The organism is Dictyobacter sp. Z7_2, from assembly GCF_057551105.1.
Genome location: NZ_BAAJPE010000001.1, coordinates 225,507 through 245,181, shown reverse-complemented (window position 1 = coordinate 245,181; position 19,675 = coordinate 225,507). Strand labels below are relative to the sequence as shown.

Below are 19,675 nucleotides of genomic sequence, written 5' to 3'. Positions count from 1 at the left end.
ATATGTGTTAGTGTAGCAAAAATGTGAGTCGTTTAACAACAATCGCTTTTTCGCCCCTTTGTCGCGTTCGCTGCTAAATGCGGTAAGGAGAATACACACATCACCACTTCATCAAGCCAGGACGGGGGCGAAGAAATAGCGCAAGATGTTGTCTGTTTTCAGGCAATAAACTCTTTTGCGAAGGTGCGCAATGAGTCGAGCTGGATTGCATCAGGGAAGGAAATGATGAGTTCCTGTACCCCGGCAGCCTCCAATTTCGCCAGACGCTGGCGAATGGTATCCAGACTACCAATTAACATGCTATCCGAGCGATTTCCCAGACGGTCCTGAAATGCAGGTGGAACTTTGGCTCTGGCCTCCTCCTCGTTTGCCCCAATTACACAGAATGTGGTCGAGGTGCGATGAATGCTCTCATAGTCGCGTCCCAGTTGTGCGCAGTGTTCTTTAATGACAGCAAACTTGTGCTCAATTGTGGGTAGATCACCGCCAATGTTGCAGGCATCACCATATTGCGCGACAAGTTTGAGCGTGACTTTTTCGCCACCTCCACCAATGAGTAGGGGAATGTGTGGTTTCTGAACACCTTTTGGCTGATTGATCGCGCCGCGTACCTGATAATATTTGCCTTCGAAGGTGGCTTCTTCCTGAGACCACATCGCGTGAATAACCTGCACTGCTTCGCGTAACATTCGCAGACGTTCAGGGGCGTCGGGATAGTCATAGCCATAGGCACGATACTCATGCTCATACCAGCCCGCACCGATGCCGAAGTTGAGTCGTCCATGCGAGAGAACATCAACGGTGCTGGCCATTTTCGCGAGGAGCGCAGGATTGCGGTAACCATTGCAGGTAACCATCTGACCAATGCGTACACGCTGTGTATCGCGCGCCAGCGCTGCAGTCGTAGTCCAGGACTCAAACGTGACCTCCTGGGAGGGTCGCGGAATCGTATGAAAGTGATCGACCAGCCAGACCGACGCAAAGCCCACTTCTTCGGCAGTCTGAGCGACCCGTGTCATGGCCTCATAGGCTTCGACTGGATCTTTGATGCTTGCCAGTTCCATTATCCAGCCCTGTGGTAGGGATACACCAAATTGTAGGGGCATGAAAAACAACCTCTTTTCGTGGAAAATGACATCACAAGTAGTGATACTTTAGCATTTTCTGAATAGAATTTTTCCGCTCCTATTATGGCACTTTTGCATCTCCTATGTAAATGTTGGCGAAGTATCCTGAAGAGTGGATCTGTCAAGAATCGACAACCAGCGGCTCATCAGGTAAGATGAACCGCTGCGACTATCACAAACATCGCCAGCATGATGATGTCGCTGGCTTCCGCAGGAGGTCTGGCTGGGGGGCTTAGAAGTTGCTGATCACCAGCTTTTTCATCTCCATCATGTGGGTAAAGGCGTCCGGCTTTTCCATGAGTTCGCCCATATTTTTGGGTACAATCTGCCAACTCACGCCATATTTGTCCTTGCACCAGCCGCACTGTTCAGATTCTGGCACTGCAGAGAGCTTCTGCCAGAAGTAGTCGATCTCGGCCTGGTCCTTGCAGGATACGGACAGAGAGATGGCCTCGTTGAAGGTGAAGTCCTGCTCCCGTCCTGAGTCCATGGCAGCGGACCACTGCCCTGCCAACATGAAGTCGGCATACATCAGCGAACCAGCCCTGGCTGGACCGGTATCCTGGTCGTAGCGCGCGAGCGTGCCCTGCTTGGAATCTGTAAATACTGACAGATAGAACTTGATCGCCTCTTCGGCCTGATTGGTATGCTTGCCGGCGAACATCAGTAACGGCATAATGAAAGGACGCGACTCACTGTCCGGATTGCTGAGTATGAGCTGCCAGGTAAGCCCATAGCGGTCTTTTACCCAGCCATATTGCTTGCTGAACGGATAGGTGTCCAACGGTATGAGCGCTTCACCACCCTCGATAAACCTGCTCCACAGCTGATTCAGATGTTCAAGCGCTTGCTCGTCACGGGACGGATCAAAATGAAGCATGAATGAAATGGATGGATTGAACTGAAATTCTGGTCCGGCATTAATGGCGGTAAACCGCAGACCGCCGAGCTCGAAATCGATCGCCAGCTCCTGACCAGCCCTATTCTGCTGGAAGTCGGCCAGACCTTCCTCGGTGCTCTTTGGGTAGTAAGAAGTAGATAGAATCCTACCTTCTGGAAGTGCTGCTACATAAAACTCCACAGCTTCCCTGGCGTTGCCGTTAAACCATAGACTCGGCGTAATCTTCTGTCCCATCGTATTTCTCCTCGTTGGTGCGTATCTCTCTCATTGAGTGTCGATTGGCATGTGAGACATTCTACCATCTTACAAAGTAAAAAACTTCTCCAATCTTACTCTTTCTAATCTTTGACTGCATTCCGCGAAAGCGAGGAGCTGGACTATGCTGAGGAAATCTTGAGTCTTCCTTGAATGCGTCTTAACCTTCTTCGGATATCTTTATCCTTGACAAATAAATCTATTTCATGTAAGGGAGATTGTTTTTTTGAAACGAACAGCCTCGATAATGCTACGCATTGGCATAGTAATGGTGCTTTTTAACGTACTTGTGGCGGCCACTGCTTGTAGTAGCGGACAGCCGCAGCAGCCTGGAACGACTGCGACGGCTACATCCACGACGACAACTCATCCCAACATCCTGTTTTTGCTGACGGATGATCTTAATATGGATGAAATTTCTGTGATGCCTCATCTGAAGTCATTATTGATTGATCAAGGTGTGAGCTTCTCAAACTACTTTGTCAGCGTCTCGCTGTGCTGCCCCTCGCGTTCGACGACGTTACGGGGGCAGTATTCGCATAATACTCATGTAGAGACTAATGGTGGCTCCAATGGTGGCTTCCAAACGGCTCATGCGTTAGGCATTGAGCAATCAACGATTGGGACATGGCTCCATTCAGGGGGCTATCGCACTGCCCTGATCGGTAAATACCTCAATGGCTATCCTGGCGGTGTGTCGGACACGTATATTCCGCCCGGCTGGGATGAATGGGATAGCGCGTCCAAGGGCAATCCGTACTCTGAGTTCAATTATACGCTCAACGAGAACGGCAAACTGGTCACCTACGGTCATCAACCACAAGATTACGGGACGAATGTGTACACGAGTAAAGCGACTGACTTTATTACGCAGTCCGCAAATGAACACAAACCTTTCTTTACTTATCTGGCCTTGTATGCGCCTCATCAACCGGCAACACCAGCACCACAAGACAAGAATTTGTTTCCTGGCGTAAAGGCGCCACGCACATCTTCTTACAATGAGACCGATGTCAGTGACAAGCCAGCATTTATTCGTGATCGCTCACCCTTAAATGTAAAGCAACAAGCACAGATTGATCAGCTCTACCGCAAACGCTTGCAATCACTTCAGGCCGAAGATAGAGCCATTGCGAGTCTCTATACGACCCTTCAGAAAACAAAGCAGTTGAACAATACCTATATCGTCTTCACCTCAGACAACGGCTTCCACCTTGGTCAGCATCGCCTGCCCGCCGGGAAACAAACCGCCTATGAGGAGGATATTCACATGCCGCTGGTCGTGCGTGGACCTGGAGTGTCCGCTGGTAAGACCGTTGATCAGGTAACCGGGAACATTGATCTGGCTCCGACTTTTGCTGCGATGGCGGGTGTACAGCCAGCATCATTTATCGACGGTCGATCTTTTCTCCCGCTGACGCACGGTCAAACACCAACAACATGGCGACAATCCTATCTTGTAGAGCACTGGCGGCTACAAAGTTCTACCAAGCCGGCAAATCCAGGGCTCCAGGAGCCTGGCGATCCAGATCAAGATGCTACTGTCAGCGGAAGCAAGGCTGCTAAAATTGATATTCCGGAATACCATGCTATCCGTACGCAGGATTACATTTATGTGGAATATAGTACAGGAGAAAAAGAGCTCTACAATCTAAAGACAGATCCGGCTGAACTCAATAACATGGCGTCAACAGCAGGTCCAAGCTTCCTGAAAAGCCTTTCAACGCGTCTGGTTGCTCTCAAAACGTGTAAAATGGGCACGTGTCGTTCTATAGAGGATCAATCAGTTCCTTCCCTGCCTTAACGATATATCGTTAAGGCGTCAGTCTGATTTGGGCTTTCTCACAGTCGGAACGAAAACCCAGAACAATCTGCTGAGATGCCAGACTCTGCCGGGATGACGTTGACAAGTTATCCTGGCAGAGTCTGGCGTTCCTTTTTCTCGCTGCTCTGGGCGCGCCAGTCAGCTTGATTTGCTGAGTCTGAGGTTGCCTGTACTGATGCCGTTTAACCTGAGACGGTTATGTTGGAGTTCCCACTACCATTGCTGAATGCCTCTGTTGCGAGGATCTGGTAGTTGAACGTGCCGAGGTTCATGCCATGACTGGCCCATGCGTTGAAAAAGTTGCTGGTCGTTATGGTCCCGCCCGTTCTCGTCGACTGCCGGACAGCCCAATACTGGTTGAAGGTTGCGGTACCTATGATGGAAGGCTGGTTGACCCGCGTGGATTCATATAAGTTGTACGTAGTGCCGTCACTGGTAACTGTGCCCTTGAATGTTGCCCCGGAACTGGGATTATAGCCGCTCCAGTTATCCACAATGTAATACTCAATAAGTGGGTTCGTCGTCCATCCGTAGAGAGCCAGATAAGCGGCGCCGCCGGACGGGTTGAAGCTGCCTGAATAGGTTACGGAATGAGATGAGCCGGTGGCCCAGCCTTTACCGGCAACAAAGTCCCCAATGTTGGACCATTGAGTCCTGTAGTTACCACACGGACTCATGGTCATGGAGACTGATCCACTACCCGCGGTCCAGAACGAGAAGTAGTTGCCATTATTGGTGCCAGTTTGGTTCGAGGTTATGGTGACGGTATTGCCAGTGCCGCACGAGGGCGGAGGTGTGGGAGTGGTACCCGGAGTTGGAGTTGGAGTCGTGCCGCCCGGGGTTGGGGTCGGCGTTGGTGAAATTGATCCGCCACAAACATTTCCATTCACCGAGAAGCTTGTCGGAACAGGATTGCTGGTTGTCCAACTGCCATTAAAGCTTGGCGGAGAATTGAGCGTGCTATTAGCGGGAACACTGCCATTGTAGCTGACGTTGGTCACGGTCACGTTCTGGCCAGATTGCGAAAACGTGCCATTCCATCCCTGCGCGACCGCCTGACCACTGGCCGGGAACGTCCAGCTCAGCGTCCAACTCGACCAGGCCGAGGTACCGGTGTTTTGAACAGAGAGGCTGGCTCCAAAGCCTCCTGACCACTGATTGGTGACGCTGTAATTCACCTGGCAGTACGAAGCCGCACGTGCCGGGGATGTGGAGTACAAAAAGAGAGAGGTTGCAACAATTGCGAGCGCGCACAGCACCAGCGCTGCTCTGGGGACCGTTAAAAGTTGAATGCGCCCTTGGCTCTTCATGAGCTTCTCCTTGCATTATAAGCGACAATGCTGATCGAAATCCTTCTCCGATCAGTGAAACAACAGTTCGACTAACTTGTGACCAGGCTTCTGGTGGAAGTGTATGTCCAACTGTACCTCGCTTACCTCTGGCTATTATCATCATTTGCCAGGACGGTAAGCAACTTTTTCTGCAAGCGCTTGCAAACCTACGATTGATATACCATAGAGATTTTTCTGTGTCAACTTCTGTAAATCCTTCTATGAAGCTAATTGCTTACCAACTACTCTTCTGGTGGGAAAAATGTCATCAAACTGCTTGTTCTCCAGGAGAATGATTGGATTTTCGCCTGAATACGCTTGGATTTTTCAACACTTCTGCTCGTAATACATGAATTTCGTTCATTTTGTCCCGAGATGTGAGCAGCATAACGGTTCAGAGCGATCTAACTACTCACTTTTTACTCACTTTTTGGGCAGAGGCTCATTGTTCAAGAAATCATTATGAGCCTCTGTCCTTGTAGATACTGCTGGCGAACCCGGGAGAATATGCTGAAATGGGATTAGCTCCGAGTCCACTGCTGGTTGCTACCACCGTTGCAATTCCAGATCTCCACGGCGACGCCGTTAGCAGTGCCAGAGCCAACCACGTCGAGGCAGAGGCCAGACTCGTGACCAACGATGGTGCCATTGGAGTTGAGTGTCCACTGCTGATTTGCCCCATCGTTGCAATCCCAGATCTCCACTCTGGTACCCGCCGTTGTGGCGTGGCCCGGAACGTCGAGGCACTTGTTGCCATACACCTGCAGCTCACCATTGGATAGAGAGGCCCACTGCTGGTTCGCCCCGCTGTTGCAGTCCCAGATCTGTAGGAGTGTGCCGTTGGCCGTAGCCGCTCCCGGCACGTCGAGGCACCGGCTGGAGCCTACACCCCGCAGAACCCCGGTTGTACTGCCGCTCCCACCTCCGCCGCCAGCGTTGTTGGTCTGACCCCAGCCGTACTGGAGCCGGTCGAGACCAGACTGATTGGTGATGCTCAATGAGAGAGTGGTGCCACTGCCGTTGAGCGAGGTGATGGCACACGATGCGTTCTCGCAAGGTCCGGGGCCACTCGTTTGCGTCGCTTGCTTGACGCCGGTCCACAGGATCGAACCCATGCCCAGGCTACGGACGGTATCAGTGATTCCATACAGGTACGACAGGTCGTTGTTGCCATCCTTCGGACCATTGTAGTTGACGCCAGTATTCATCGGGACGCCGAACTCAGTCAGCACGGCGCGACTGGAGTAACCACATAGAGCATTCTGGAAGTCTGTGACCCAGCCTGCCTCGGTGGTGTGCGAGTCACCGAACATGCCATAGATATGGATCGATAAGAGTGTGCCGTTCAGGCGTGAGTCAGCACCGACCGCGCATAGGTTGGTGTCAGAGTACAGACCGGGAACGATCACCTGACCACGTGGCAGGTTCGGATAGCGTGCCAGCCAGGCGGCCTCGAAGTTGGTCAGATTGGTGGCGCTGTAGGCATAGGGCTCGTTCATGATATCGAAGTAGAAGTTGCTGTTCCCACCATATTTATTGATCACAGTGTCCCACATGGTGTAGAACGATGAGGTATCGCTGACGGTGCCGCCCTGGAGCCATGGCGCGACGACGACTTTCATTCCCAATGCCGAGGCTGCATCCCACGCTGCTGTGTAGCTCCCCCACCATGATCCTGACGTGGTCGCGGCGTTGAATGGCAACCGTACGGTGTTGGCTCCCAGGCTCTGAAACCCTTTCAGGATTGCGGTCGCCTTGGTGTAGGTGGTGGCGTAATTATCAGATGTCGACAGACCAACCGGAACCAGGTTGCTCGTGATAAAGTTATCATTGGGGTTGGCCCAGTTTACTCCATGGAATTGACTGGTGTTACTCGCTGCCTGGGCAGCAGGTATATTTCCAATCTGTGTCGTTCCCAGTAGTGCCACAAGCGCAAATAGCATAAGTAATGCGCTCAATATACACATTCGTCGCATCATGCGTGAATAAAACATACTGTTGATCCTCCTTGTGAAGCAGGCACCATCGATGTGCCTTTGAATATGAAGAGCGTACTCTTCTTCCCTGCGCACGCGATGACCGAGAAAATTGGATTAGACGACGCTACAAGCTGCTCCATTCAGGGTGAAGGCGGTCGGTGAGCCATTACTGCCTGTCCACGAACCATTGAAACCAGGAGCAGAAGAGAGTGTCTGCCCCGGTGCAATGGAGCCGTTATAGGAGGCATTGATGATGGTGACTGCGCTGCCACTTTGGGTCACCGTGCCGTTCCAGAGTTGGGAGATCGTTTGCCCGTTGGGGAATGAGAACTTCAGACTCCAGCCATTGATGGCGGTTGAGCTGGTATTGGTGATGGTGATACTTGCCCCAAAGCCTCCCTGCCATTGATTGGTAACTGCGTAATGCACACTACAACTGGCACCGGAGACAGGTGTAGATGTGGGCGTTGGCGTTGGCGTGGTCCCTGGTGTGGGCGTTGGTGTCACACCCTGCGTTGGGGTAGGTGTGGGCGTTGGTAACGTACTGCTCCCATAACCGGCTGCCACAAGGCTGGCCTGAACAGCGTTCTCCGCTGCATCCGAGGGATAACCAGCAGTAATAGCTCCCTCGAAGAACTCACCCTCATCAGAATCGCTATTATCGCCACCAGTACCCAGAATAATCGAAGGTTGTAACTTCATTGGTGAGTAGCCATTCGGAAGTGCTCCCGAGTAGGGAGTGGTGAGGCTACCACTGGTCCCATTGCCGTACTTGAGAGTAAAGTTACTGGTGCCATTATTCTTCAGCCAGGCACTGACGAATGGCAAGTGGATGCCCTGGTTGTTCGGGTCTTTGTTGGAACCAGTATTGGTGTGGTACATGCCATTTTCTAGATCAGCCTCCACCCAGGGACCAGTCCCAACGCAGGGATTGTTTGCCCATGTACCGAACCAGCAGGCGGTACCCCAGTAGATTGCATTCATGGTCGCATTGCCTGTGTCGGTGTGTGAGGTCTCGCCGCTCCCATAGTCGAAGCAACACTGACCGTTCACATTATTCGACGAGGTCATCATATACAATCCTTCAGGCTGGGAGCCGGTAGCGACGCCTTTGGCACTGTCGAAGCGGTAGCCAACGCCGGGTGTGACCTTAACTCCGTATGCCTGGTGACCGGCGATGGTGATTGGGAGCGCCATCGCATTCGCTCCGATATCTGACCCGTTGGGGCCTGGACCTTTCCAGTAGCCTCCCCAGGAGATTGGCATGTCATTATGGTTGGTGGTCTGGTCGTATAACTTGGTAATCGTACAGGTTGTATTCGCGCAGAACGAGACCTGTGGCGCTGCGTTAGCGTCCCCTCCCGCCGACAGAAGGCCGATGTCGAGATACTGCTTGTCGGATGCACGTTGGATCTGGTAGAGAGGTCCATTGTAGGCCGCGAAAAGCGCACGCACGGTGCTATGAGCTGCGACGCATGGTGTGCCATAGGAAGCATAAATATCGCAGGATAGCGGTGTTGCTGCACGGGCAGTGGTAGGGGACGTAGCAAACGGGCTAAAAAGACTAAATGCGCTGAAAGCGATGACCGTAGCCATAATAAGTCCCACCAGGAGAGTTTTCTTGTGGCGAGTATGCAGAAGGTGATGGTTTGCGTTTATTGATTTCACGTCTTTGTTTCCTTTTTTGTAGCCTGGCTAAGCTGAAGCATCAACGCTCCAGGTTCCTGGCACCGCGTACAATTTTTTCAGAGTGCACGTGGTGACAGGAAAAGATGATCAGACGATGCTACAAGCCGCCCCATTCAAAGTGAAGGTGGTTGGTGGACTGTTGCTCCCTGTCCAAGAGCCGTTAAAGCCAGGAGAAGAACTTAAGGTTCCCCCGGCGGGAATAGCACCATTGTAGGAAGTATTGGTAATGGTGACTGCGCTGCCACTTTGGGTCACCGTGCCGTTCCAGAGTTGGGAGATCGTTTGCCCACTGGGGAATGAGAACTTCAGACTCCAGCCATTGATAGCGGTCGAACTGGTATTGGTGATGGTGATACTTGCCCCAAAGCCTCCCTGCCATTGATTAGTAACTGCGTAATGCACACTGCAACTTGCGTCTGTTGTTCCCGTAGGTGTGGCTGTTGGAGTGGAACCAGGTGTAGGTGTATGGGTCGGCGTTGGTGTTGGTGTTGGCACAGTTCCCAGGTACGCACTAATAATCGGGCCAAGTCGATTGGCAACTTTGACCTGCCCGGCGTCGTTTGGGTGAATTCCATCACTACTATAATCAGAGGAGCTTAACCATCCTGCGGTATCCACATACTGTGTATTGCTGTCACCAACGGCCTGGACCGCTGCCTGCGTGGGGGCGGCTTCTGCCCCTGAGAAGGTTCTGAGCACAAAAATACGTGCCGCAGGATAGACATTGCGGATATTGCGTAGAAACGTGATATAGGTTGACTGAAATGCACTATTGGCACTGCTGAAGCCAGAATCATTGGTTCCCAGGTTAATCACGACTGCCGAAGCCTGATAGCGCGAGAAATCCCAATTTGGAGAGTTTGGAAAGGCCGGATTTTGCAATTTGAAGAACTGTCTACTCATGCCAATAGCATTAGCGGAATAGCACTGTATGTTGTCGACCAGGCAAATGCCACTCTGGGCAATCTGAGTGTGTTGCACTCCCAGTTGTTCTCCTATCAGCCATGCGTAGTCGGAGAGCGCATATTTACTATCAGAATAGCCTGCTGTAATCGAATCCCCAACGAATTCGATAAGTTTTGAAGAGAGCGTAGGAGCAACGGTGGTAGCTCCTGCATCGAGCACCAATCCTTGAAAAGCGATGTAGTCGGAGTCGGTCCGCGCCGCTATACGTAGTAAGTGAGTACCGGAAGCAAGCGGCGTTGATGTGAGATTCACCGTTCCGTTCGCGTTTGCATGAAGGATATCGGCCCCGCCATCAATCGTCGTGTAGATGTTAGCTGCGCTGGCCAGCTTGATAGCGACGGTCGTCCCAGTAAAGCGCGTTTCGAAGTAAGCGCCGGGCCAATAGCTTTTGTAAACGGTGCTGGAACTGGTGTCCCAGCGCCCAACGTATTTGATATTGGGATCGGTCGGAGATGTGCTTTGGGACGCGGCATGAACTTGTGGTATGGTCATCAGGCTTATAAGACAAACAGACATTAGAAAAACCGTAATGATGAGGCTAAGCCATGAAGTCCATTTCATGCGTGAAAGAGACATTGATTGTTCTCCATTTCCTTCCTTAAAAATGAACGTTTACGCGTATCAGTATCTCATGTGGACCATCTAAATCCTCTGTCGAAGCCTTCAATACTCATGTCCTATAGACGTTAGAGGAGGGATGAGACCAGGCATACGAGCGTCTGTTGCTCCCACGACGAGGCGAGGAAGAGGTTCTAAATCTACGTGTGAGTTGTTAGAAATGACGGGTTGGGCGTCGTGTTCGCGGCATCCAACCCGTGACCGACCTTTCTTGTTGGATGAAAGGATTATTGCCGGGTCCACTTTTGATTGCTACCACCGTTGCAGGTCCAGAGCTCCACAGCGGTGCCATTGGCAGTGCCAGAGCCGGTTACGTCGAGGCAGAGGCCAGACTCGCGGCCCACGACGGTGCCATCAGCATTGAGAGTCCACTGCTGGTTCGTTCCACCGTTGCAGTCCCAGATCTCCACCCTGGTACCAGCTGCCGTGGCGTGCCCCGGCACATCGAGACACTTATTGCCATACACTTGTAGTCCGCCATTGGACAACGAGGTCCACTGCTGGTTCGTCCCACCATTGCAGTCCCAGATCTGTAGGAGTGTGGCATTGGCTGTAGCCGCTCCCGGTACGTCGAGGCATCGGTTGGAGCCTACTCCTCGCAGAACTCCCCCGGCCGTCCCGCCGCCGTTATTATAGCCAGCAGCAACAATATTGGCCTGCACTGCGTTTTCGGTGGCGTCCGATGGGTAACCGGAAGTCATTGCGCCTTCGAAGAAGGAACCGGCTGCCCCTTTGCTGTTGTCACCGCCCGTGCCCAGGATAATCGCACCCTGCTTGTGCATGGGGTTGTAGCCTGCAACGTTGGGACGCGGTCCACTGTACATCGTGGTCAGGCCACCGGATTGCGCGTTGCCTGCCTTGATCGCCCAGAGGTTGGGTCCGCCCTTCACAATCGCAGTGACGTAGTGCGACGTGATGCTCTGATCGCCACTGTTATAGCCGGCGTTGACTCCAGAAAAAAGACCGTTTTCGAGGTCCGCCATAACCCAGGGACCATTGCCTGAACCGTAGCCCCACACTTTGATATTGCCGAAGTAGATGGCTTCCATGGTGCCATTCCCATCGTCATTGCTGTTGGTCTCGGCATTGCCATAGTCGAAACAGCAACCGCCGTTGTAATGCGTGCCGTCGAAGATTGCATACTCGCCCTCGGCGTTGTCTCCAGTTGCAATACCATTTGTGTTGTTGTCGCGGTACCCGGTGCCAGGAGCTATATAGACACCGTAGACGTGATGGCCTCCAACCGTCAATGGCAACGCACTCGCGTTTGCCAGGTTATCGGGACCCGAGGCGGCCCCACCAGCAGGTGCCTGGGTGAGATTGTTGCCACGACCAGACTGGTCGTAGATGATAGTGATGACACAACTCGTGCCTGCACAGAATGAATCTTGCGCAGCGGCATTCGCGTAGCCGCCAGCGGAGAGCACACCGATGTTCAATGTAGTGTTATCCGAAGCGCGTCTGACCTGATACAGGTTGCCGTTGTAGGCACCGAACAAGGCACGCACCGTGCTATGGGCAGCAACACAGGGCGTCCCGCCAGAGGCATAAATGTCGCAGGGTAATGACCCTGCTGCCATAGCCGATGTACTGGAAATTCCAAGCATGCTGGCAATGAGACATACAGCAGTAATCAGTGCCAGGACGTGTCTCCCGCTACAAAAATATAAGCGTTGCGCGTATGAGAGAGATTGTTTCACGCTCTTGCGTCCTTTCAAATAGATCGCCTTATAAAGATCGTTCTCCATAAGGATGAACAAACAGCGGTGGTGTCCGATCAGTTTCTCCGAGACGGAAGTCTGGTGTTCTTTCTGCGCTACAAGAGGAGATCATCCTTTAGGGGGTGATAATTCTAGTATAATGCGTGTAACGTGCAATATCAATGCGTAAGTCTTCAGTTTTTTTCACAAAGTATGCGCTTTCAATCTTTGTAAATGATCATTCGCGCAAAATAAAGGATGGCGAGATTGCTCTGCTCAAGCAGGATTGTCTATGTGTGTTGGCAGCTTCTATCGCCAACGCACATAGACGGTTCGGATTGTCGTTTTGTTTTCACAAGCGTAACGCATAAACCCTATGGTTGCGGTCGCATATCAGGAGTATATTTAGAAGGGGCTATCCATTGATGCCACTGGGCCTTTATCATCTGAGATTGTTTGCTTGTAATGCTGTAAGATAAGGTGTAATGGCACCAGTTCGGTAATCAGAAAGCGGAATGAACCGAGATGTTGGATAATTTGCGGGCCATAAATATAGACGATCCAGCGCCAGTATGGCCCGAGCGTGGTTTGCCGCTTATTTCCCATCTCATTACTGCGCTGGATAAAGTCGTTCACGAGCATCTCCATACGCTTTGTTGCTTCAGGCTCTTTCATGTGTACGTGCCAGATGAACGAAGAATAGAGAGAGAGCCAGTCGTTATACTCACTCTGCCAGGTGAATGTGTGCTTTTCTGGCACGACTCTGTTTGGCGCAACACGATGCGTCTCAGCATAACCCTCTGCCAGAATCATGGCTTGTGTCAAGCCACACCCTCCAGCAGTAATGGGCCAGTAAAACCAGGCTTCGGGCAGTGTGACAATGCGATCCTCCTGGGAGAAGCGCTGCTGTATCTCTGTCCGGAGGGCCTCAAGCATGCCGTAGCCTGGTTGAAAGAAATGCTGGTGAAATAGAGTGGCTACCTGCCCAATATCCTGCCGATGATCCTTGCCAAGGTCCACTTCCATCGCAGTTGCGTTGATCAAGTTCTGCACGTGTTGATTGTAGACTTCAATCTGACTGAGGAGCGATGATGCATGCAAGACCTGCTCTCTGGCTTGCTGATGGTACTTTGCAAATGCCTTCATATCAACCTGCCATGCTCCACTGGCGTTTAATTGTAGTAAGAACCAGCCAGGCAGAGATGTCGGCAATTGCGGGGGGAGCTGTCCCTGAATACAGACTGCGCCACATTTTTCTTGATTGATGGTGAGTCCTGTCCTCTGGCAAAATTCTTGTATTGCTTGCCAGGCTTGCACAATTTGTTGCCCATCAGAGGCCAGGATACAGATATCGTCAACCATACGAATAATCTGTACATGTGCACGTCGTAATATATGCTGATCCAATAAATGGAGTATCATTTCTCCCAGGATATGTGATAGGCGATGGTTCAGCGGAAGACCACGCTGAAAGCTTGTTTGCTCTTCATTCTGCTGAATGCGAATTTCCAGAAATGTACGAAAGAAGTCCAGATGGCGCTGTGAAAATCCATAGCGTTCAAGTACCGCAAGCAAAAGCGCGTGTGGAAGAGTGGGATAAAAATCTTTCAAGTCGAGCTTCAGGACATAAAGCGGAGCATCAGGAAAAGCTGCTCGTGTGAGCTCAATCTCAGCGTTAATAAATTGTAGCGCCGATCCCATACCGTTTATCTCAGAAGTCCTTTTATACCCACTCAACGTTATACTGTTTTTACGTAGCTTTTTTCGCCTTATTTTTCGCACATTCACGATGGAGCTATCGTCTCCTTCAATATGGGTTTTCAGTTGCTCTCTTGTCAGTGGTGCGTCTGGATAGTTGAGAAGGTTCTTCCAGATATCACCGTTGGCAAGACGATAGAGATGAAGCGCTTGCTCTATCTGAGCCTCCTCGGCGTCCACTGAAGGCTCTGAGAGAAGCTTGCTTAATTGCTGTGTTCTCTCCGCATATTCTTCTGCTAAAAAATCGTGAAAAGCGGTTTGTAGACGAGCACCTAAGATTTCTAGAAAACATGTTGTAAAAAGGTCATAATTGATAAATAAGCGCCATTTACTCATTGACCAGCGTGAGAATGTGCTCACCCCATTTTCAGGCCAATCCCACTCGTCAAGATGGGTGAGGCGAATCGAAAGGGCGTCGGCCATATCTTTGCACAAAACGCTATCCTGTGCGATGCTCTTTGCCTGCCCACGAATCTCAGTGGAGCTATCACGAGCGTCTTGGAGGTGCGCAAGGGCGGTATCTACTTCTCTACTGGTGATGTGGCGGTTTAAGATATCGCTTGCTGTCTGCTGGAACCATGTGGCAACATTTTTTTGCATGAAATTGCGATCAGTAAAGAGCTCATCCAGTAGTCTGTCATCAAGCTCGGTCTGTGAGGGATGGCTGGCGAGCGCTAAAAAATGCTCGGATGCTGTAATACTATCCGGATGGGGAGGCATTAGCTGGCTTTTTTCCTGAATCCATTCCTCTTGCAAGGCGCCGAAAATATAGATCAGTTCTGAACGTAAACGACCCTGGGATAGCTCCTGTAGCAGTTGGGCATGCCAGAAAGAGATGGTTTCGTCCGAAAGTTGTGGACCGTTGAGGAGGGGGGCCATGTTTGCGACGTCGGGATGCAATGCGATTCCGAGCAATTTGATCTTGTGAAGTTCGGTAAAGAGCGTTTGTAATTGTTGCGTTTTTTCTTGACTCTGCTCTACTTGCATTTCTAAGTCTTTATATGCCTGAAAAAAGCGTGGCCGCTGTTGGCGTAACTCTTGCAATTTCATGTGCGCAATGTGATATTCAGTATTGGCCATTATTATTCCTTTTTTTGCGTCTGTTGTAAATAGGGTACCCTCATTTTATTCTGCTTGCTCTGGTATAATCCGGAAGAATAATGACCACCCAAAAAGTCTTTGACTATAAAGTGGAGTCTATTCTGATCTTTGTATGTAAACCATAAAGGTTGTGGAATAAGCATAAAAAACGAATTGGCCTGGTACTTTTCTTCCATTTATCACATCGCTTGTGACATTTCTTGTGACAGGAATAGTGACAGCAGTCACATCTCAATGTGACACCCCCTGATGTACTCTCTAGACAGGTTCGATTGAGAGAGGCGCAATATATAGGAGTTCAAGCCACAAAACCTGTAGGCCTGGTTACTCACATAGTGCCTGGTGACAGAGAAGTATATGAGGAGTTTACTGATGGAGAATCTCAATAGTTCGCACTCAACGGTAGATGCGAATAGTAATAGTCTGGCGCAATTGATGAAGCGCTACCCGTTGGTGTCATTTTTTATTCTGGCTTTTGTACTGACATGGTTCTGGGAGCTGGCGATCGTCTTTCCTTTACATGTGCCGTACCCGTGGGATGGGTTGATGATGACGGTGCTGGGGCCGACGTTGGCGGCATTTATTATGGCGGCGATTACCGAAGGGCGGGCAGGGGTTGTTACGCTGTTGCGTCGCTATGTGCGCTGGCGCGTTGGCCTGGTATGGTATCTGTTCGCGCTGCTGACCCCGCCGATTCTGGCGTTTGTGGGCCTGTTGCTCCTTGCGGGCGGGCTGCCAGCGTTTCATGTGCCAGATGTCAGTTTCTTGCTGGCTTACCTGACGACCTATCTCACGTTGATCATTGCGGGTGGCCCATTTGGGGAGGAGCCTGGCTGGCGCGGTTTTGCGTTACCTCGACTACAGCAGCGTCCTGGACCCCTGTGGGGCACGCTGATCCTGGCGGTGCTCTGGGCTCTGTGGCATCTGCCCCTGTACCTGTTCCAACCGGGCTATAATGGGAATACCGGTGGTCTTGAGGGATTTCTGTACTCCTTTGGAGGATTTTTCATCATCGTTATCGCGTTTTCCATTTTCTTTACCTGGATCTTTAACAATACTCGAGGTAGTCTGTTACTGACAATCCTGCTGCATACATCGGTCAATACTGCCAGTATCCTGGTGACGCTCTTTCCGTCTTTCCCTGAGACGAAGCTGATTCCACAGGTGCTGCTCCCCGTCTGGTTGGGGCTTGCCGTGCTGGTTGTACTGTTCACCCGTGGGCAACTGGGCTACCAGCGCTACCTGCGTACGACCAATCCTGTCGTGGATGCGTCCGCACAAAAAACAAATGCGGTAGATGATGTGACCGTGTGATATCAACAGGGCATCAGATCCATGAGGTGAGTCATAAGATGTGAGACGAATGGTTGCCGCCAGAAGTGGCAGCCATTCGTCTCACTACATAGCTGCAACGCTTATGCAATAATAGCTTTATAATATGGCAACATTTTCACAGGTGAAATGGAGATGTCTATCAAAAAATATGGAGAAGTCAGAATGAAGCAGGCAAAGCTGGATGCAGCGCCGTTGGCCCAGACGCATGGTTCGCAGCAAATGGCGACCGATACGCTTTTGCGGGGACGCTGGCTGGCGCTGGCGCGTGGGAGTTGGTTGGTGCTGGTCATCTTTGCCATGGGCCTCTTCTGTGTCAGTATCCCGGCGTACTATCACTATCTGTTTCAGTGTGCAGGTAGTTGCGCGGATGCGCAGAGTATTACGCCGGTGTTTCATGCGAGTGGCGCAACCAGAGCGTTCCTGGCGCTGTATTTCACGGGCCTGAACGTCTTTTTCGCGCTTGCCTACTTTGTGATCGGCTGGGTGATCTTCTGGCATAAGTCCGATGATAAGGTCGCACTGCTGGCGTCGTTCACGTTGATCACTTTTGCCTCTGCAGTGACCAAAACCGTTCCTGTGCTGCCATCGTTCTGGGGGCTGCTGGGAACGGGCATAAGCTTTGTTGGGATTGTCTCGCTTCCACTCTTTTTCTATGTCTTTCCCGATGGCCGTTTTGTGCCGCGCTGGACACGCTGGTTTGTGTTGGCAGCGCTGATCTTCTGGGGCATCAATATGTTTGCTCCGGCACTCTTCCTGTATCTGTTCATTTCCTATCGTTTGCTGACGGTGGCGGCCTTTATCGTCTTGATCCTCAGCCCGGTCGTCGCTCAGGTGGTCCGTTATCTGTATAGCTCGACACAGGTTCAGCGCCAGCAGACGCGCTGGGTGCTCTTCGGCACAGCACTGGGCCTCAGTGGCTTCACCTGCTTAGATGTGATCATCGGCTTTTTCCCGGACAGTGGGATCGCCGGCAACGTCGTTGTGTACATCATCCTGGCGACGATCAGTTATGCGCTGCTGATTTTGATCCCGCTCTCTATGAGCTTCGCGATCTTTCGCTCACGCCTATGGGAGATCGATAGTATTATCAATCGCACGCTGCTCTATGGCGCTCTAACTATCAGTGTCGTTGTGCTTTATGTACTGGTCGTGGGCGGTCTGGGCTTCATCTTCCAGGGACAGGGCAATTTGTTCATTGCGCTCATCGCCACCAGTCTCGTCGCTATCCTCTTTCAGCCGCTACGCGAACGGCTGCAACGGACGGTCAATCGACTCGTGTATGGCGAGCGCGACGATCCGTACTCGGTCCTCTCGCGCCTGAACCAGCGTTTGGAGACTACATTAGCGCAGGACGCCGTGTTGCCGACCATCGTTGAGACGGTTGCCCTGGCGCTGAAGTTACCCTATGCGGCGATCTCTCTGCAGCAGGATGATAGTACGCCGACGATTGTGGCATCCTTTGGCAAGAGCAGCGAAGAGACCTATGCACGCTTTCCCCTGCTGGCTCAGTCCGAGCCGGTCGGCGAATTGCTGCTGGCCCCTCGTCTGCCTGGAGAGACTTTCACGCTTCCTGAGCTGCGCCTGCTGCACGATCTCACCTATCAGATTGGCAACGCTGTATATGCGCAGCGGCTCGCCGCTGATCTGCAGCGTATGGCGTTGGCTCTGCAGCAGTCGCGTGAACGTATCGTACTGGCGCGTGAGGAGGAGCGTCGTCGTCTGCGCCGCGACCTGCATGACGATCTTGGCCCCACCCTCGCTGCGCTTGCCCTGAGCGCCAGCACTGTCGGTGAAATGATTCCTGGCGATCCTGCAACCGCGACGCAACTGGCCGACGAACTGCAACGCGAGTTGCGTGCCTCCATTGCCAGCGTCCGGCGCCTCGCCTACGAATTGCGCCCGCCCACGCTCGACGAGCTTGGTCTCATCGCCGCCATCCGCGAACGTGCTCTGCAACTCAGCCAGTCGGTAGCAGGAGGTGAGCGTGACGCGAGTATGGGCGACGGATCTGATAAGCGATCCTCTTTCAGAGAAGGTGTGCAGATAGATGTACAGGCTCCCGAGATTCTACCATCGCTGCCTGCAGCCGTTGAGGTTGCCGCCTATCGCATCGTACAAGAAGCTCTAACCAACATCGTTCGGCACGCCCACGCCCGGCATGGCCGTGTCCACCTTGCGCTCATTGATGCCGACCAGACCTTACAGATAGAGATCTGCGACGACGGAATCGGCCTGCCGCAAAAGAGGCATACCGGCGTCGGCCTCTTCTCCATGCGCGAACGTGCCGAAGAACTGGGTGGTACATATAGCGTTGAAAACATCAACAACCAGAAACAGAGTGTCTCTGGCACGCGCGTCAGTGTCCGGATACCGCTCGTCAAGTAAGAAAGTGAAAGACATGGAACAGCTACGTATCGTCATCGTTGATGACCATCCCCTCTTCCGCCACGGCCTTGGTACCCTCGTGCGTGCCGAGCCCGACTTTGAACTCGTCGGCGAAGCGACCAGTGGAGAAGAAGCTATTAGCCTTGCCACCGAACTCCAGCCCGACGTCATGCTCATGGACATCCAGATGCCTGGCGTCAACGGCATCGAAGCTATCCGTCAGATTGTCCACACCAGCCCGCACATTCGCATCCTCGTCATCACCATGTTTGAGGACGACAACTCCGTCTTCACCGCCATGCGTGCCGGTGCGCGTGGCTACATCCTCAAAGATGCTCAGAAGGCCGACGTCCTGCGCGCCATCCGCGCCGTTGGACAGAACGAAGCTATCTTCAGTCCCGCCATCGCCAGTCGGCTCATCACCTTCTTCAACAGTCCCTGGCCCGAGGCACCCGCCAGCGCCTTTCCCGAACTCACCGCTCGCGAACAAGAGATTCTTGCTCTTATTGCCCAGGGCAAAAATAACAGCGAAATCGTTACCCAGCTTGTCCTCAGCCCGCGCACTGTTCGCAACTACGTCTCAAACATCTTCAGCAAACTACAGGTCGCCGATAGGGCGCAAGCGATCATACGCGCACGTGAGGAGGGATTGGGCTAAGGTCGGGCCAGGATGGTGATATCCACCTTATATAACGAGCCGGCTGT

At 52.1% G+C, this 19,675-nt stretch carries 12 protein-coding genes; 4 read left to right on the top strand and 8 right to left on the bottom strand.

Features of this window, described 5'->3' with window-relative positions:
- Positions 1 to 158: 158 nt before the first annotated feature.
- Positions 159 to 1,106, bottom strand: coding sequence for an LLM class F420-dependent oxidoreductase (locus AC27N8_RS01020; protein ID WP_487063045.1), 948 nt, complete (start codon positions 1,104 to 1,106; stop codon positions 159 to 161).
- 253 nt (positions 1,107 to 1,359) lie between these two features.
- Positions 1,360 to 2,262 carry a VOC family protein gene (locus AC27N8_RS01015; protein WP_487063043.1) on the bottom strand — a complete coding sequence of 301 codons (903 nt, stop codon included), beginning with the start codon at positions 2,260 to 2,262 and terminating at the stop codon, positions 1,360 to 1,362.
- Positions 2,263 to 2,509: 247 nt separating this feature from the next.
- On the opposite strand from AC27N8_RS01015, the gene AC27N8_RS01010 reads away from it, so the two are divergent.
- A complete protein-coding gene (locus tag AC27N8_RS01010) occupies positions 2,510 to 4,087 on the top strand; it encodes a sulfatase family protein (RefSeq protein ID WP_487063041.1) in 1,578 nt (525 codons plus the stop codon).
- A gap of 203 nt (positions 4,088 to 4,290) precedes the next feature.
- On the opposite strand, the gene AC27N8_RS01005 is transcribed toward AC27N8_RS01010, so the two are convergent.
- From AC27N8_RS01005 to AC27N8_RS00980, 6 genes are all read right to left on the bottom strand, one after another.
- Complete coding sequence (locus AC27N8_RS01005; protein WP_487063039.1) at positions 4,291 to 5,418, bottom strand: glycoside hydrolase family 11 protein; 1,128 nt, start codon at positions 5,416 to 5,418, stop codon at positions 4,291 to 4,293.
- Between the two features lie 542 nt (positions 5,419 to 5,960).
- A complete protein-coding gene (locus AC27N8_RS01000; RefSeq protein WP_487063037.1) occupies positions 5,961 to 7,433 on the bottom strand; it encodes a ricin-type beta-trefoil lectin domain protein in 1,473 nt (490 codons plus the stop codon).
- A 99-nt stretch (positions 7,434 to 7,532) separates the two neighbouring features.
- Positions 7,533 to 9,014: an arabinofuranosidase catalytic domain-containing protein gene (locus AC27N8_RS00995; RefSeq protein WP_487067884.1), complete on the bottom strand. Its 1,482-nt coding sequence runs from the start codon at positions 9,012 to 9,014 to the stop codon at positions 7,533 to 7,535.
- Between the two features lie 180 nt (positions 9,015 to 9,194).
- Positions 9,195 to 10,649: a cellulose binding domain-containing protein gene (locus AC27N8_RS00990; RefSeq protein ID WP_487063035.1), complete on the bottom strand. Its 1,455-nt coding sequence runs from the start codon at positions 10,647 to 10,649 to the stop codon at positions 9,195 to 9,197.
- A 269-nt stretch (positions 10,650 to 10,918) separates the two neighbouring features.
- Positions 10,919 to 12,298: an arabinofuranosidase catalytic domain-containing protein gene (locus AC27N8_RS00985; RefSeq protein ID WP_487067882.1), complete on the bottom strand. Its 1,380-nt coding sequence runs from the start codon at positions 12,296 to 12,298 to the stop codon at positions 10,919 to 10,921.
- Between the two features lie 498 nt (positions 12,299 to 12,796).
- The gene (locus AC27N8_RS00980) at positions 12,797 to 15,229 is read right to left on the bottom strand and encodes a reverse transcriptase domain-containing protein (protein WP_487063033.1); all 2,433 of its coding nucleotides are present in this window, start codon (positions 15,227 to 15,229) and stop codon (positions 12,797 to 12,799) included.
- A 393-nt stretch (positions 15,230 to 15,622) separates the two neighbouring features.
- On the opposite strand from AC27N8_RS00980, the gene AC27N8_RS00975 reads away from it, so the two are divergent.
- The 3 genes from AC27N8_RS00975 (at position 15,623) to AC27N8_RS00965 (ending at position 19,628) form a co-directional block, all read left to right on the top strand.
- Complete coding sequence (locus AC27N8_RS00975; RefSeq protein ID WP_487063031.1) at positions 15,623 to 16,564, top strand: CPBP family glutamic-type intramembrane protease; 942 nt, start codon at positions 15,623 to 15,625, stop codon at positions 16,562 to 16,564.
- A gap of 183 nt (positions 16,565 to 16,747) precedes the next feature.
- Positions 16,748 to 18,970, top strand: coding sequence for a sensor histidine kinase (locus tag AC27N8_RS00970; RefSeq protein WP_487063029.1), 2,223 nt, complete (start codon positions 16,748 to 16,750; stop codon positions 18,968 to 18,970).
- Between the two features lie 13 nt (positions 18,971 to 18,983).
- A complete protein-coding gene (locus tag AC27N8_RS00965; RefSeq protein WP_487063027.1) occupies positions 18,984 to 19,628 on the top strand; it encodes a response regulator in 645 nt (214 codons plus the stop codon).
- The last annotated feature ends 47 nt before the right edge of the window (positions 19,629 to 19,675 follow it).

Excerpts from the sequence above, each read along its gene's own strand:
- AC27N8_RS00970 (WP_487063029.1), top strand. The coding sequence starts at position 16,748 with ATGAAGCAGGCAAAGCTGGATGCAGCGCCGTTGGCCCAGACGCATGGT.
- AC27N8_RS00985 (WP_487067882.1), bottom strand. The coding sequence starts at position 12,298 with ATGCTTGGAATTTCCAGTACATCGGCTATGGCAGCAGGGTCATTACCC.
- AC27N8_RS00965 (WP_487063027.1), top strand. The coding sequence starts at position 18,984 with ATGGAACAGCTACGTATCGTCATCGTTGATGACCATCCCCTCTTCCGC.
- AC27N8_RS01020 (WP_487063045.1), bottom strand. The coding sequence starts at position 1,106 with ATGCCCCTACAATTTGGTGTATCCCTACCACAGGGCTGGATAATGGAA.
- AC27N8_RS01015 (WP_487063043.1), bottom strand. The coding sequence starts at position 2,262 with ATGGGACAGAAGATTACGCCGAGTCTATGGTTTAACGGCAACGCCAGG.
- AC27N8_RS00990 (WP_487063035.1), bottom strand. The coding sequence starts at position 10,649 with ATGTCTCTTTCACGCATGAAATGGACTTCATGGCTTAGCCTCATCATT.
- AC27N8_RS01000 (WP_487063037.1), bottom strand. The coding sequence starts at position 7,433 with ATGTTTTATTCACGCATGATGCGACGAATGTGTATATTGAGCGCATTA.
- AC27N8_RS01005 (WP_487063039.1), bottom strand. The coding sequence starts at position 5,418 with ATGAAGAGCCAAGGGCGCATTCAACTTTTAACGGTCCCCAGAGCAGCG.
- AC27N8_RS00980 (WP_487063033.1), bottom strand. The coding sequence starts at position 15,229 with ATGGCCAATACTGAATATCACATTGCGCACATGAAATTGCAAGAGTTA.
- AC27N8_RS00995 (WP_487067884.1), bottom strand. The coding sequence starts at position 9,014 with ATGGCTACGGTCATCGCTTTCAGCGCATTTAGTCTTTTTAGCCCGTTT.
- AC27N8_RS00975 (WP_487063031.1), top strand. The coding sequence starts at position 15,623 with ATGGAGAATCTCAATAGTTCGCACTCAACGGTAGATGCGAATAGTAAT.